This window comes from Streptococcus oralis, from assembly GCF_021497885.1.
Taxonomy (GTDB): domain Bacteria; phylum Bacillota; class Bacilli; order Lactobacillales; family Streptococcaceae; genus Streptococcus; species Streptococcus oralis_BQ.
On sequence record NZ_CP046523.1, the window covers coordinates 1,548,843 to 1,563,884 of the forward strand.

Consider the following 15,042-nt stretch of genomic DNA (forward strand, 5'->3'; position numbering starts at 1 on the left):
ATGATAACCTTACAAGTATTTTATCATAAAATCCCGCTATTACCATTCAGGAAATTTCAATGACAATTAAATATTTGAAGCTGAAAAAGGAGATAAAAGTGATAGACTGACAGTATCAAAACACAGTTGCTAGAAACAAGACTAGCACCCAGATTAAAGGAGGAATCATCATGACAGATACAGACCCTATCAAAAGAGCTCAGACTTTGATTACTGACTTAAACAAAGCCTACCAAGCATGCAAACAGACAACCGCTGACGACGTCCGCTTTCAGGAGCAATTAAACTCTATTCTTGGCTTTCTAGCCAAGGCTGAGACAGTGGATAATCAATTCTTGATTGAATTGGAAAAATTTTACCAAACTTCCAGTCTTCTCATGGGACTCAGCGCTCTTGATCCAGATGCTCCTACTCGCGCCGCTTGGCGGGCCTATGACCGCTTCCACTTTGACCAAGTCAAAACCAAGTTAATACTCAATAAAAATCAAAGAGCAAACTAGGAAGCGAGTCGCAGGCTGTACTTGAGTACGGCAAGACGAAGCTGACGTGGTTTGAATTTGATTTTTGAAGAGTATAAGTCTCTACGGACCAACCATTATCCTGTAGTACCTAAAAAGAAGCTGAGACAAACTGAACTCAACTTCTTTTTTAGTGTCATATAAGTAATGTTAGTCCTGCATTTGACGTTTTACCTGATAAGGCAAATACAAGACTTGTAAAACCAAACCTGCACCCAGCAAAGCTAAAAGGGCCAGTTTTTCTTGGAAGGTAATCAACCCGACAACTAATTCCACAAGTAAAACAAAACTGGTCAATCCTCTGACTACTGCCTGCAAGCCTTTTTCCTTTTGCCCCTTGTCCAGTGGAAAGAGCTGGGTCAAGTACTGGTAGTCAAAAGCGTGATAGAGAGCCAGCAATTGGAAAAGCAAGAGGTAGTTAAACAGGACAACCACTGCTGTCGCTATCCAAGACTGCTCGATAAAAACCTGCGCCAGTATGGAAAGTAAGAGAAGACGGAGACTGAGGGCAAAGAGGTCTCCATTCCGCAGATAAGAACGAAGATAGAGATTTTGCCAGATCCTCCCAGGCACCTTTTGAACCGTCTTTAGGAGGAAATCCAAATAAGCGCGACGCTTGACGCTGTTTGAAACGCCCTTGACCCGAGTAAAGAGGGCAAAGAAACGAAGCAAGACTTGCTTGCGCTTGCTTTCTTGGGCAATGACATAATCCCAGTCCAGTCCAGTTTCAGTGAAAAATTTGCTGGCTTTTTGGCGAAAGAGGAGGTATTTCCCAGTCCCCAATAAAAGCACATAGACGAGAAAGACTGGCAAGCCATAGCCCATGGCTAAAAACAAGGGTGCAAACAAGAGTAAAAAGAGAGTTTGAACAATTGTCCAGAAAACCAATGAACGCGACGTCTGTCCTTTGAGGTACAACTTAACCTCCTCTTCACTGACTAAGAGAAAGAGCTTGTCAGGTACTTCTATGTAAGTCGCGATTTCTCCCCAAGCCAAAAGCAAGGCAGATACAATTCCCAAAAACAAGAGGATGGGCCAATGATTTGCAGGAAAATCTTGCAAGAGTTGACTGTACTGGTAGGCTAGAAAACCGATGAGAACCAGCAGGAACAAGACAAAGTGGTCATTGAGAACATAGCGCAGATAACCAAGACACTCCTTACGAAAAGCCTGCTTTCTCTTTAAAAACAAGTCTTTCATAGCTCCTCCTCTTTGGTCAGAGCCAAGTAAATATCATTCAAACTCGCTTCAGGCATGTCAAAGGCTTCGCGGAGTTGCTGGAGGTTCCCCTGAGCCCGCACCTCTCCCTTGTGGAGAATGACAAAGGTGTCACACATCTTTTCCGCCGAATCCAGCACGTGGGTACTCATGAGGATGGACTTGCCTTTTTGCTTTTCTACTTCTAGAAGCTGAATCAAGTCGGCAATCGCCAAGGGATCGAGACCAAGAAAAGGCTCATCAACGATGAAAAGGCTCGGATCTACGACAAAAGCACAGATAATCATGACCTTCTGCTTCATCCCTTTGGAAAAATGCACAGGAAACCAATCTAATTTTTGATCCAAACGAAACATTTTTAACAAAGATTCTACTCGCTCAAAAGCCGCTTTTTGCTCAATACCATAGGCCATAGCCACCGTCTCGATATGCTCTCTAAGAGTCAATTCCTCATACAAGCTAGGCGTTTCTGGGATGTAGCCAATCTGCTTGCGGTAATTGGTCGCATCTTCTCGCAGGGTTAGACCATTAATCTTGATTTCCCCACTATAAGGTGTCAAAAGACCGATAATCTCATTGATCGTCGTTGATTTCCCAGCACCGTTGAGACCAATCAAACCGACTAACTGCCCACTTTCAACTGTAAAGGACACATCTTTCAAGACAGGGACGTGAACATAGCCTCCTGTCAGGTTTTTAATTTCTAACATATTTTCTCCGAATCTGGTATAATGTAGCTATATTATATCAAAATTCAATACAGTAGAGGTGGATTTTATGTCAGATTGCATTTTTTGTAAGATCATTGCAGGGGAGATTCCTGCTTCAAAAGTATACGAGGATGAGCAGGTTCTTGCCTTTCTTGATATTTCTCAAGTAACACCTGGACACACCTTGGTCGTACCAAAAGAGCACTACCGCAATCTTTTGGAGATGGATGCTACCAGCGCTAGCCAACTCTTTGCCAAAGTACCAACAGTGGCTCAAAAAGTTATGAAGGCTACCAAGGCTGTCGGCATGAATATCATTGCCAACTGCGAGGATATCGCTGGTCAAACGGTCTTTCATACCCACGTGCACCTCGTTCCTCGCTACAGTGCAGAAGATGACCTTAAGATTGACTTTATCGCCCACGAACCTGACTTTGACAAACTTGCCCAAGTCGCTGAAACTATTAGAAATACCTAAGGAGATGCCATGAAACTATCCAATCTATTGCTATTTGCAGGAGCTGCAGCTGGAAGTTATTTTGTCGTAAAAAATCGCCAAGCCATCACAGAGGAGTTGCTGGATACTAGCGACCGTGTCGAGGCCATCAAGGAGGACTTGGATGTCATTCAAAACAGCCTGCAAATCATCGACCAACAAAAAGCCCTCATCAAGGAATACCAAAAAGACTTGACCTACAAGTTCAAAGTCTTGGAAAAAGATTTCCAAACCAGAATGGCGGTCCTCCAAGAAGAAAAACAAGAATAAGAAAGCCTCCAACTTTCCTTAAATCCATTTTGGGTTACTAAATTCGAACAGAAAAGGGAGGGAATGAAAGTGAAACAGTTTTTAAAAGTTCTAGCGAAGGTCCTCGCGATCCCTTGTGGCTGCCTTAGCCTTTTTACAGTCCTGGCATTTCTAGTACTGTTTTTTGCTTTCAGAGCCTCACCGATTGACATTCACAAGGGAAATAACGCCCTCAAACAAATCTTTATCTCCCTTGACCTCCCTCCCGAGAAAGTAAAATCAAATGGACACTATGAATTCGAGGGTGGAGGCTTACATTTTTATGTTACTTTCTCAGATGAGGTTGTCAATAGCCACCCCGTCCTAAAAGAAAGTCCAAAACTCACCAAAAACCGACTTGAAGTCTATGTCCTAAACACAGGAGATATTTCCTACCACTCAGTAGAAGACAACTTATTCAATCATGGTTTATTGCAATTTTTAGAGAAAGAAAGCGAGAAGTATCTCCAAGAAATCGGAAAGAAATTTAATCCCAATTACTCAATTCTCTTTTGGAATGATCAGGAAAGTCTAAAAAAGGGAATTACATTCTATGAAAAAGCTTTGACCTTGGTGGATATTCAGGATAATTCAGCGATCAAACACATTGATACCATCACCGTTAAGCCAGGCAAAGAAGCGGAAATCAAGCAACTCATCCAAGAGATGGATGCAGCTGGCTTGCTCACTCAAAAGTATAAATAGTAGGCTAACTGGAAAACGATTTTTCGACGCTAAATTTTCAAAAATAACATAAAAAAAGAGCCAATCGGCTCTTTTTGCTTTATTCTCCTTCAAAGGCATCTTTTATATGGTCAAAGAAACCTTTTTTCTTTGGATTGACTTTCAAGTCACCTGCAGCTGCGAATTCTTTAAGCGCAGCTTTTTGACGATCATTCAAACCTGTCGGAGTCACGACATTAACTGTAACGTATTGGTCACCAACGGCACCACCACGAAGGCTTGGTGCTCCCTTGCCGCGTAGGCGGAATTTCTTGCCAGTCTGAGTGCCTTCTGGAATGACCAATTCGACAGCACCGTGCACAGTTGGAATTTCTACAGTGTCTCCAAGAGCTGCTTGGACGATGTTAAGATTTAATTTGTAGAAAATAGTTGTTCCTTCACGTTCAAACTTATCACTGGCTTCAACTGAAACCACCACGTACAAGTCCCCGTAAGGTCCACCGTTAAATCCTGCTTCACCTTGACCCGCTAGGCGGATTTGTTGACCAGTTTCCACACCGGCAGGGATTTTTACATGTACGCTATGAGCTTGTTTTTCATGACCTGTTCCGTGACATGTAGTACATGGATCTTTAATTTCTTTTCCACGTCCATGACAGACATCACAGGTTACTTGGCGACGCATCATACCAAGAGGAGTCTGCGTATCAACGTTAATGACACCAGCACCATGACAGCGTCCACAAGTGACTGGACTTGTTCCTGGTTTAGCACCAGACCCGTTACAGGTACGACAGCTTGCTTCACGGTTGTATTTAACTTCTTTTTCCGTTCCGAAGATGGCTTCTTCAAAAGTCAAATTCACACGATACTGGAGGTCGTCACCTTGACGAGGAGCGTTTGGATTGCGCGAAGCTCCGCCTCCTCCGAAAAAACTTGAGAAGATATCTTCAAAACCACCGAAGCCACCTGCTCCGTCAAAGCCACCGAAACCACCAGCACCACCAAAGCCACCGTTGGCACCCGCAGCACCATATTGGTCGTAGGTTGCACGTTTTTGGTCATCACTCAAAGTCTCATAGGCTTCTTGAACTTCCTTGTATTTTTCCTCAGCACCAGGCTCCTTGTTGATATCTGGGTGGTATTTTTTGGAAAGCTTACGATAAGCCTTTTTGATCTCGTCTGCCGAAGCGTTTTTTGACACCCCCAGACGATCATAAAATTCAGTATTGTTCATAATTCAAGATACAAAGGGCGTCAAACGGACACAGCCAAAATAGGAGTTTTGACGACGGACGCGTGCGTCCTAGAAAAAACTATCTTTTTGGCACAGTCCGTAGCCCGTGTTCAGTTGCGAACACCTTTGTTCCTTTCTATTGATATTGCGAATCAAACCTCGATTTAGGTCGGGTTCAATTCCTTTCTTTTATATTGATGAGACAAACCACAAACAAATCAGGCAAGTCCCTTTTTACCGAAAAACAGAGGCTGGGTTGCAACCTCTGTGGTTAGATTATTCTATAGTAGAATGTTAAATCTTCTTTGAATTAATTCAATTTTATATTACTTTTTGAATTTCATAATAACTTGCAACTGCTACCGCAATTACATCATTACGATTATCCTCAAAATTAATTTCTCTATTGATAGGTCCCTCATCTCCAGATGATTTTGTTTTTCTCAATAAACCCGAGTGTAAAGTAGCTTCCCCATGAAATTTCACCCGAGTAACATCATTATTTTTATCTTCATAAATTTCTAAGAACTTTCTACCTTTAGTTACTGTGGGCGCATACAGAGAAACGTACGCATCATTAATCTTTTTCTCAAACTTTAAAGTTCCATCCTGTAATAAATCAATTAAATCATTAACTTTCATTTAATACCCCTTAATATACAAGAGTTAGTTGTAACATATCCACTGAATTATCTTATTTTTCCGTAAACTCTCCGTCTACGACGTCATCGCCAGCGTTTCCTGTTGCTTGTGCACCTTCTGCTCCTGCTTGAGCTTGTTGGGCTGCTGCGGCTTGTTCGTAGAGTTTAACAGCAAGTCCTTGAGCTTTTTCATTCAAGGCTTCGAGTTTTGCTTTCATTTCGTCCAAGTTGTTGTCTTCTTGCGCTTTCTTAAGGTCATCAAGGGCAGCTTGAGCAGCGTCGCGTTCTGCATCGAAGCCTTTACCTTCAGTTTCCTTGATAGTCTTTTCAGTCGCAAAGATAGCTTGGTCAACTTCGTTACGAAGGTCAACTTCTTCTTTACGTTTCTTATCTGCTTCAGCGTTCGCTTCCGCATCTTTCATCATGCGGTCGATTTCTTCGTCAGTCAAACCTGAATTTGATTGGATGACAATTGTTTGTTCTTTTTGAGTTCCAAGGTCTTTGGCCTTAACAGACACGATACCGTTCTTGTCGATGTCAAATGTTACTTCGATTTGTGGGATACCACGAGGTGCAGCTGGGATGTCAGTCAATTGGAAACGTCCAAGAGTCTTGTTATCTGCTGCCATTGGGCGTTCCCCTTGAAGAACGTGGATATCAACGGCTGGTTGGTTGTCTGCTGCTGTTGAGAAGACTTGTGATTTAGATGTTGGAATCGTAGTATTGCGATCAATCAGTTTTGTGAAGACGCCACCCATTGTTTCGATACCAAGTGACAATGGCGTTACGTCAAGAAGGACAACGTCCTTAACATCACCAGTAATGACACCACCTTGGATCGCAGCACCCATGGCAACTACTTCATCAGGGTTTACTGATTTGTTTGGCTCTTTACCAGTTTCAGCTTTCACAGCTTCTACAACAGCTGGGATACGAGTAGAACCACCAACAAGGATAACTTCGTCGATTTCTGACAAGCTCAAACCTGCATCTGAAAGGGCTTGGCGAACTGGAACTTTTGTACGTTCTACAAGGTCACGAGTCAAGTCGTCGAATTTCGCACGAGTCAAAGTCATTTCCAAGTGAAGAGGCCCAGCTTCACCAGCAGTGATAAATGGCAAGCTGATTTGTGTTGAAGTTACACCAGAAAGGTCTTTCTTCGCTTTTTCAGCCGCATCTTTCAAACGTTGCATTGCCATCTTGTCAGTAGACAAGTCAATACCATTTTCTTTCTTGAATTCTGCTACCAAGTGATCGATGATTTTTTGGTCAAAGTCGTCACCACCGAGTTTGTTATCCCCTGCAGTTGACAATACATCGAAGACACCGTCACCCAATTCAAGGATAGATACGTCAAATGTACCACCACCAAGGTCGAATACCAAGATTTTTTCTTCTTTGTCAGTCTTGTCCAAACCGTAAGCAAGGGCCGCTGCTGTTGGTTCGTTGACGATACGTTCTACTTCAAGACCAGCGATTTTACCAGCGTCTTTAGTTGCTTGACGTTGAGCATCGTTGAAATAAGCTGGGACTGTGATAACTGCTTTGGTTACTTTTTCACCAAGGTATTCTTCAGCGTAACCTTTCAAGTATTGAAGGATCATAGCTGAGATTTCTTGTGGAGTGTATTCTTTACCGTTAGCAGAAACTTTTTCTGAAGTTCCCATCTTAGATTTGATAGAGATAACTGTATCTGGGTTTGTAACTGCTTGACGTTTTGCGGCATCACCAACGATGATTTCTCCGTTTTTGAATGATACTACAGATGGAGTTGTACGGTTTCCTTCTGGGTTTGCGATGATTTTGCTTTCAGTTCCTTCAAGAACTGCAACTGCTGAGTTTGTTGTACCTAAGTCAATACCGATAATTTTAGACATGTGTTTTTCTCCTTAAATTTTATATTCTTTCTTTTTGATATTTCCCTTAAGTGGTGGGGACGTGAGCAACTCCCTTCGGGATTTCATCACTTATTTTTGAGCCAATTGTCTCAAAAATCCCCTGTTTCAGTAGCACACGCTACTGAAACTTTCACCACGGCGGGCAACATCTTCCTTGCAAGCCTCCAGCTTGCTTTTTATCTTTCTTCATAGTTTATTGTCGTTTCGGACAAGTTTTCTATTATGTATGTTGCAACCGTCAGAATTGCCTAATTATATACCACTACCATGGCTGGTCTTAGGATGCGGTCATGGAGTTTGTAGCCTTTTTGGAAGACTTGGGCGATGGTATCCGCTGGATGTTCATCGTCTGCTGGGAGAGTTTGGATTGCCATGTGGTAGTTATGGTCAAATTCGCCGTCAGCTGCGATTTCTTCGATTCCTTCTTCTTTCAAGGCATGTACCAAACTTTCTTGGACCATTTCCAATCCCTTTTTGACATCTTCTGTCAAACCTTCAACGGCTAGGGCGCGTTCGAGGTTATCCAAGGACGGTAGGATTGCTTTTCCTAGGTCTTGGCTACGATAGCGTTGTAAGAGTTGACGTTCTTCATTGGCACGGCGTTGGATGTTTTGCATTTCTGCATGAGCACGAAGGTATTTATTTTCAAACTCATCCGCGCGTTCATTTGCCAAGTCTAATTCCGACTTTTCAGGAGTTGTTTCTTCAGTTGTTTCAACAACTTCCTCTTCTTTTACTTCTTCGTTTTTTATTTCCTCAGACATTTTTCGCCTCCTTTTTAGGAATTTATGTAATTTCATGTTCAACTCACCTCATAATGATTACTACTCAAATAGCGGTAGAAATCTGTGAGTTTCATAGTTAGTACTCGATTGACAACATTGAGTTGATTAACCAATTGCTGGTAATCCAGATTAACCGGACCGATAATCGCCAGAATTCCAAATCCTCGATAAGGGATGAGGAATTTACTGCTAATCACTGCTAGGTTAGCTAGACAGGATTCCTGACTGTCTGCAACACGAACATTTTGCATCTGATCTTCATGCAGACCCTCACGAATCTCTAGAGCCACCTTCTGTGGTTGATCAAAGAACTGATAGGATGCTAGATTGGCAAAATTCAAGAGATTGACCTTGCCCGCCACCACAAGGTTTTCATGAAACATTTCCCTAAAGATATGTTCAAAGAGATCCATGACATTGTCCGTTGTTGTGAAGTAACGCTGGATAATCTGCGGAATCTCCGTCCGAATCTTGTAGTGAATATCCAGAACGGTGTGACCGAGGAAACGTTCCTGAATGATGCTCTTCAGTTTCAGCAAGTCTTCCTGCAAGAAATTCCTTGGAATCAAAAACTGACTAGTAACCGTTCGAGACTCGTCTAGGGTGAAAACTGCAAGAGCAGTGTGTTGTCCTAGAACGACAATATCGAAGGCCGTCAGGCGCTGTCTGCTTGGTTCAACATCCAGAGCCACTACCGTACAGCCACTTAAGTCTGTCAGTAGATTGGCAGCCTCTTGCAGAATATCCTCCAGTTTGAAGAATTCCTGATCAAAGGCTTTGACAATCTCGTATACCTCATTTTCAGCCAGTCTGTCAAAATCCAGTGAGTGTTTCACATAGTACTGAAAACCAGCAATACTTGGCATCCGACCACTTGAAGTATGAGCTTTCTCAAGCAAACCTTGCTTTTCTAGAGCCGCCATATCATTACGAATGGTAGCACTGCTAGAGTTGATAGACTCTTGCAAGGCTTTGGATCCGACAGGTTCATGCGTTTTGGTAAAGATGTCAATAATCAGATTTAAAATATCCTGCTGACGTTCTGTAACCATCTCATCACTCCTCTCTGTCTGATTAATTAGCACTCTATGTACACAAGTGCTAACTCATGGTTCTATTATACACCCTTAGAAGAGAATGTCAAGACAAAAACTCAAAAAATTAGCACTCTTTTGCCGGGAGTGCTAAAAATCAGTCTGAGGACCTAGAAAATCATTTTACAATCTTAAGATATTTCTTTTTTAGTCTGTAAAAACTATAGATTAGATAAGAAATCATGAGAGCATATAGGGCAAAGATTACAAAGAAGGATTGAGAAAGGGTTTCTCGATATAGAACCAAACAAGCAAGTAAACCTCCTAAAAGAGCTGTTATACTAGCACGAAGCCTAAGAATCACCAGCGCCCATCTAAACTCAAGATCCTTGCAGAAAACCTCATCATCAGGAAGTAAATCAGAAACTGCTTTACGAAACACCAGAGACGAGCCAGTCTCTACAAGTTCCCAACCACCGTCCTTCAGATTTCCTAGGTGATGATGATACTTTTTACTCAACTTTTTATCAAATACACGGTAAAGTACATCTTCCGGTTGACACTCTTCAAAATAGAAAAAACCAAAACAACTAGTTCTATACCTCCAACCTTTCAAATGCATCTCATGTAAATATTCTTCTTCCTTGTCCAAATCAATAATAGTGAAAATTCGAAATTCTACTCTGCTATTCATTGTCTTACCCCAAAATTAGAAAACATGCCTGGTGTTATTTATTAGATAATTCTTTCCACTTTTGACTCAATCTCCAAAAAATATAAGAAATCTGAATCGTAAAAACTATCAATAAAACCCAATCCCCAATCTATTATGAAAATCAAAAATACTTCCCAACTGAAAGAACTACCTCCACTGACAAACTTTGAGAAAACTGGTAGTAGAGCTAAAAAGAGAAGAAAAATAGGAAGCATCCGCATTGTTAAAATACGTTTGACCATAGCTAACTTGCCGGCCGCGTCATTATAAATTTCAAACTCGGCATCCGATTTAATTACAGAATGAAGCTTTCTAAAGTAGGAAAAACCATTAAAGTCTGTAATATGCTCCCAGCCACAGTCTTTAAATAGTTGTAAATAGGAGGCTCTCTCTGATTTTTTCATGGGATAAAAGTCCAACTGATAAGACACCTGCTCCGGTTGGCACTTTTCAAAAGTATACTTAACCGCAACTACTAAGTTAGAGTAGCTTACTTCCTTGAATTTCCAGCCCTCAGAATGCATTTTTCTAAGATATAAAGCCTCTCTATCATAATCCGCAATGGTAGCAATTCTATAAACAACTTTCTTTTCCATCATCCTTCCTCCAGACTGTTTCTATAGAGCCGTTCAATACGTTTCAATTCAATATCTAAGACTTTGCGTCCCAAGTCTGTAATCTGATAGATTTTCCGTTTTTCCTCTTCTCGGACAAAGGAAATCAAACCATCTTTTTCCATCTTTGACAGGGTTCCATACATGGTCCCAGGACTAATCGAAACCTGTGAATCTGTCATCTCTTTAACTTTTTGGGTAATACCATAGCCATGGTTCTCCTTTTGCAGACTGAACAGAATATAAAAACCCGTTTCCGTCATCGGAAGATAAACTCGACGAATCTTATTCGTTAATTCCATTTATAAGCACCTCCCATTTAGTTCGATATATCGCATTTCGTTATATAAAATATATCACACCTCGATATAAAATACAATAAAAAAGACTGCCCTGAGGCAATCTTTCTTCTATATTAGTAAAGGTCTAAATAATTATCAATTTCCCATTGTGAAACGAAGGTTGCATAACTTGCCCATTCAATTCGTTTAGCTTCAAGGAAGCTAGTATAGATATGTTCTCCGAGAGCCGCTCTGACAACTTCATCTTCCGTCAAAGCTTTCAAAGCGTTGTGAAGAGTTGATGGAAGATCTGTAATGCCAGCCTCCTTACGCTCTTCTGCTGTCATGATGTAGATATTTTCTTCGATAGGAGCTGGAGCTTCGATTTTGTTTTCAATACCGTGCAAACCAACTTCCAAAAGAACAGCCATAGCGATGTATGGGTTAGCCATTGGGTCCACTGAGCGCAATTCCAAACGAGTTCCCATTCCACGTGAAGCAGGCACGCGCACAAGTGGCGAACGGTTACGACCAGCCCAAGCAATGTAAACAGGCGCTTCATAACCTGGGACCAAACGTTTGTAGGAGTTAACCGTTGGGTTCATGATGGCAGTATAGTTGTAGGCATGCTTGATCAAACCGCCAAGGAAATGATAGGCAGTCTCTGACAATTGCATTCCTTTTGGATCATTGGGATCAAAGAAGGCATTATTCCCATCTGCATCGAACAAGGACATATTACAGTGCATACCTGATCCGGCAATACCAAATTTTGGTTTCGCCATAAAGGTTGCGTAAAGTCCATGTTTGCGAGCAATGGTTTTAACAACGAGCTTAAAGATTTGAATCTTATCACAAGCGCGGAGCACTTCATCATACTTGAAGTCAATTTCATGCTGTCCAACCGCAACCTCGTGGTGACTTGCTTCTACTTCAAATCCCATTTTAGTCAAAACATTAACGATTTCACGACGCGTATTGTCCGCAAGGTCAGTAGGCGCCAAATCAAAGTAGCCACCTTTGTCATTTACTTCAAGTGTTGGGTCCCCATTTTCATCCAACTTAAATAGGAAGAATTCTGGCTCTGGTCCAAGGTTGAAGGATTTGAATCCTACTTCCTCCATGTGACGAAGAGCACGCTTCAGATTCCCACGAGGGTCACCTGCAAATGGTTCACCTTCTGTTGTATAGACATCACAGATCAAACCTGCAACACTTCCGTTTTCATCTCCCCAAGGGAAGACTGTCCATGTATCCAAGTCTGGGTACAAGTACATATCTGACTCATTGATACGTACAAAACCTTCAATAGAAGATCCATCAAACATAGCTTTGTTTGACAAGACCTTGTCTAACTGTTCATCTGTAGCAGGAATTTCGACGTTTTTCATCGTTCCCAAAATATCTGAGAACATGAGACGAATAAAGGTAACATTTTTTTCCTTGACTTCACGACGAATATCTGCAGCTGTGATTGGCATGGTTTTTCTCCTTAATATATGACTACTTGCGGTTGCCTAACCGCGACCAAAAGGTGAATGTGCTGAAGCAAAGCGTCCCTGCTGGAGGAGTTCATTATGAAGTGCGCGACGCACCTCCGTTGGGCTCACCGCTTTCTTGGATTTCGCCTCACGTTCAGCATATTTTTTCTTAATGGCAGCGATGTTGAAACCTTCCGAGATATAGTCTTTGATTTCAAGTAAACGATCCATGTCATTCAAAGAATACATGCGACGGTTCCCTTCGTTTCGATCAGGCTTTATCAACTCTTGATCTTCATAATAACGAATCTGACGCGCCGATAGATCGGTCAACTTCATCACACTACCGATAGGAAAAACAGCCATATTTCGACGAAATTCTTTTTCCTTCATTTACAATTTCCTTCTTTCTGTCTATTATAGTCTAAAAAAAGACAAACGTCAATGGATAATGTCATAAAATATAACATTATTTTCTTTTTTTCTCAAAAAGATTTCTGAAGCGATCAATATCATAATTTACGATTATTGCCACAAAAACACCCATAAAAGTTTCAAATACACGAGCAAACACGTACAAAAATGTTTCTCCGCTCGGTATTGATAGGGTAATGATCAACATAGCTGCTACACCACCAATAACTCCCGCCTTGTTGTTCATAGCAACATTTGTCATAATGGTTAACATGGTGCAAATTGGCACAATCAGCAAGGTCACCCAAAAGGCTTCTTGAAATAGAGTGTTTAAGAGGAAGAAAACAAGGGCGTAGAAACCACCAATACTGTTTCCTAGGATGCGTGATGTCCCAAAATGAACACTCTTATCAAAGCTTTCTCTCAAACTAAAGACTGCTGTCAAAGCTCCGATTTGAAGTCCCTTCCAACCAAAAAATCCAAAAATCAAGAGAACTAGAAAAACAGCAATCCCGGTTTTAAAGGTTCGTAGACCAAGCTTGAACTGTGACTTGTCAAATTTATATTTTTTAAAATAACCCATAATCTCAACTTTCTATTTCCATTTTATCACAAATTAGTTGATTTTATGAGCCAAAATCAATAGGAAACGTTTTTAATTCAAACAACAAGAAAAAGAGGAAACTAAATTCCTCTTTTCATCGTTTCATTTAGGAAAACTTATTTTTCTGTGAGTGCAGCCAATCCTGGCAATACTTTACCTTCAAGGAGTTCCATTGAAGCACCACCACCAGTAGAGATCCATGAGAACTTGTCTGCGCGACCAAGGTTGATCGCTGCGGCAGCTGAGTCACCACCACCGATGATTGATTTCACGCCTGGTTGTTTCACGATAGCGTCCATGACACCGATTGTACCAGCTTGGAAGTCTGGGTTTTCAAATACACCCATTGGTCCGTTCCATACAACTGTTTTGGCACCAGTCAAAGCTTCGTCAAATTTGGCGATAGATTTTGGACCGATATCCAAACCAAGGAAGCCTGGGTCTACTGCTTCACCTTCAGTATCTTTTACTTCAGTGTAGTCAGCAAATGCGTTTGCTTCTTTTGAGTCAACTGGCAAGATCAATTTGCCGTTTGCTTTTTCAAGAAGAGCTTTAGCGACATCCAATTTGTCTTCTTCTACAAGTGAGTTACCGATTTCGATACCTTGTGCTTTGTAGAATGTGTAAGTCATACCACCACCGATAAGAACTTTATCAGCTTTTTCAAGCAAGTTTTCGATAACACCGATCTTGTCTGAAACTTTTGAACCACCAAGGATCGCTACGAATGGACGTTCTGGAGCTTCAACTGCTTCTTGGATGTAGGCAATTTCGTTTTCAAGAAGGAATCCAGCAACTGCTTTTTCAACGTTTGCTGAGATACCAACGTTTGATGCGTGTGCACGGTGAGCTGTACCGAATGCATCGTTTACGAAGATACCATCTCCAAGTGATGCCCAGTATTTACCAAGTTCAGGATCGTTTTTAGATTCTTTCTTGCCGTCAACATCTTCAAAACGAGTGTTTTCAACCAAGAGAACTTGTCCATCTTCAAGAGCGTTGATTGCTGCTTCCAATTCAGCACCACGAGTGACACCTGGAAGGAAAGCAACGTCTTGACCCAATTTAGCTGCCAAGTCAGCAGCTACAGGAGCAAGTGATTTACCAGCCTTGTCTGCTTCTTCTTTTACACGGCCAAGGTGAGAGAAGAGGATAGCACGTCCACCTTGTTCAAGGATGTACTTGATAGTTGGAAGAGCAGCAGTGATACGGTTGTCATTGGTAATCACGCCATCTTTAACAGGTACGTTGAAGTCAACACGAACGAGAACTTTTTTCCCTTTCAATTCAACGTCTTTAACAGTCAATTTTGCCATTAGATATGACTCCTTCTTTTTTTATACGTGTTAATTATATCACAAAATCAACAAAAGAGATAGCAAAACCCTAAACTTTTCCGGTTCTTTATTTCTGTAAAAATTGAT

17 protein-coding genes and 1 pseudogene are annotated in these 15,042 nt (G+C 41.5%); 4 read left to right on the forward strand and 14 right to left on the reverse strand.

What is annotated here, in order from left to right:
• Positions 1-170: 170 nt before the first annotated feature.
• Positions 171-500 (forward strand): helicase BlpT, encoded by a 330-nt coding sequence (locus tag GOM48_RS07810; RefSeq protein ID WP_235097049.1) that lies wholly within the window; start codon positions 171-173, stop codon positions 498-500.
• A 168-nt stretch (positions 501-668) separates the two neighbouring features.
• Here GOM48_RS07810 and GOM48_RS07815 read toward each other — a convergent pair whose 3' ends face one another.
• Together GOM48_RS07815 and GOM48_RS07820 are read right to left on the reverse strand one after the other, a co-directional pair.
• Positions 669-1,718 carry an ABC transporter permease gene (locus GOM48_RS07815; RefSeq protein ID WP_235097050.1) on the reverse strand — a complete coding sequence of 350 codons (1,050 nt, stop codon included), beginning with the start codon at positions 1,716-1,718 and terminating at the stop codon, positions 669-671.
• On the reverse strand, positions 1,715-2,446 hold the full coding sequence (locus GOM48_RS07820) for an ABC transporter ATP-binding protein (RefSeq protein ID WP_235097051.1): 732 nt from the start codon (positions 2,444-2,446) through the stop codon (positions 1,715-1,717). The genes GOM48_RS07815 and GOM48_RS07820 overlap by 4 nt, the downstream gene beginning before the upstream one ends.
• Before the next feature lie 67 nt (positions 2,447-2,513).
• Between GOM48_RS07820 and GOM48_RS07825 the strand changes: the two genes are divergently transcribed.
• From GOM48_RS07825 to GOM48_RS07835, 3 genes are all read left to right on the forward strand, one after another.
• The gene (locus tag GOM48_RS07825) at positions 2,514-2,924 is read left to right on the forward strand and encodes an HIT family protein (RefSeq protein ID WP_235097052.1); all 411 of its coding nucleotides are present in this window, start codon (positions 2,514-2,516) and stop codon (positions 2,922-2,924) included.
• Between the two features lie 9 nt (positions 2,925-2,933).
• Positions 2,934-3,212 carry a hypothetical protein gene (locus GOM48_RS07830; RefSeq protein ID WP_235097053.1) on the forward strand — a complete coding sequence of 93 codons (279 nt, stop codon included), beginning with the start codon at positions 2,934-2,936 and terminating at the stop codon, positions 3,210-3,212.
• 63 nt (positions 3,213-3,275) lie between these two features.
• Positions 3,276-3,935 (forward strand): hypothetical protein, encoded by a 660-nt coding sequence (locus tag GOM48_RS07835; protein ID WP_235097054.1) that lies wholly within the window; start codon positions 3,276-3,278, stop codon positions 3,933-3,935.
• 79 nt (positions 3,936-4,014) lie between these two features.
• Here the strand turns inward: GOM48_RS07835 and dnaJ are convergent, their stop codons facing one another.
• The 12 genes and pseudogenes from dnaJ to GOM48_RS07895 form a co-directional block, all read right to left on the reverse strand.
• On the reverse strand, positions 4,015-5,151 hold the full coding sequence (dnaJ, locus tag GOM48_RS07840; RefSeq protein ID WP_235097055.1) for a molecular chaperone DnaJ: 1,137 nt from the start codon (positions 5,149-5,151) through the stop codon (positions 4,015-4,017).
• Between the two features lie 321 nt (positions 5,152-5,472).
• Entirely contained in the window at positions 5,473-5,793 is a 321-nt protein-coding gene (locus GOM48_RS07845) for a hypothetical protein (protein WP_235097056.1), read from the reverse strand.
• 52 nt (positions 5,794-5,845) lie between these two features.
• Positions 5,846-7,669 carry a molecular chaperone DnaK gene (dnaK, locus tag GOM48_RS07850; RefSeq protein WP_000034683.1) on the reverse strand — a complete coding sequence of 608 codons (1,824 nt, stop codon included), beginning with the start codon at positions 7,667-7,669 and terminating at the stop codon, positions 5,846-5,848.
• Positions 7,670-7,938: 269 nt separating this feature from the next.
• The gene (gene grpE, locus GOM48_RS07855) at positions 7,939-8,454 is read right to left on the reverse strand and encodes a nucleotide exchange factor GrpE (protein WP_235097057.1); all 516 of its coding nucleotides are present in this window, start codon (positions 8,452-8,454) and stop codon (positions 7,939-7,941) included.
• 38 nt (positions 8,455-8,492) lie between these two features.
• Positions 8,493-9,527: a heat-inducible transcriptional repressor HrcA gene (hrcA, locus tag GOM48_RS07860; protein WP_235097058.1), complete on the reverse strand. Its 1,035-nt coding sequence runs from the start codon at positions 9,525-9,527 to the stop codon at positions 8,493-8,495.
• Between the two features lie 160 nt (positions 9,528-9,687).
• The gene (locus GOM48_RS07865) at positions 9,688-10,203 is read right to left on the reverse strand and encodes a DUF2812 domain-containing protein (protein WP_235097059.1); all 516 of its coding nucleotides are present in this window, start codon (positions 10,201-10,203) and stop codon (positions 9,688-9,690) included.
• Positions 10,204-10,490: 287 nt separating this feature from the next.
• A pseudogene (locus GOM48_RS07870) lies at positions 10,491-10,823 on the reverse strand (DUF2812 domain-containing protein); the annotation flags it as partial.
• Positions 10,820-11,140 (reverse strand): PadR family transcriptional regulator, encoded by a 321-nt coding sequence (locus GOM48_RS07875; RefSeq protein ID WP_235097060.1) that lies wholly within the window; start codon positions 11,138-11,140, stop codon positions 10,820-10,822. The gene GOM48_RS07875 and the pseudogene GOM48_RS07870, both read right to left, overlap by 4 nt.
• Positions 11,141-11,253: 113 nt before the next feature.
• On the reverse strand, positions 11,254-12,600 hold the full coding sequence (gene glnA, locus GOM48_RS07880) for a type I glutamate--ammonia ligase (protein WP_235097061.1): 1,347 nt from the start codon (positions 12,598-12,600) through the stop codon (positions 11,254-11,256).
• A gap of 36 nt (positions 12,601-12,636) precedes the next feature.
• Positions 12,637-12,993: a transcriptional repressor GlnR gene (gene glnR / locus GOM48_RS07885; protein WP_235097062.1), complete on the reverse strand. Its 357-nt coding sequence runs from the start codon at positions 12,991-12,993 to the stop codon at positions 12,637-12,639.
• Positions 12,994-13,069: 76 nt separating this feature from the next.
• A complete protein-coding gene (locus tag GOM48_RS07890; RefSeq protein ID WP_235097063.1) occupies positions 13,070-13,597 on the reverse strand; it encodes an FUSC family protein in 528 nt (175 codons plus the stop codon).
• Positions 13,598-13,734: 137 nt separating this feature from the next.
• A complete protein-coding gene (locus GOM48_RS07895) occupies positions 13,735-14,934 on the reverse strand; it encodes a phosphoglycerate kinase (protein ID WP_061409634.1) in 1,200 nt (399 codons plus the stop codon).
• Between the last annotated feature and the right edge of the window lie 108 nt (positions 14,935-15,042).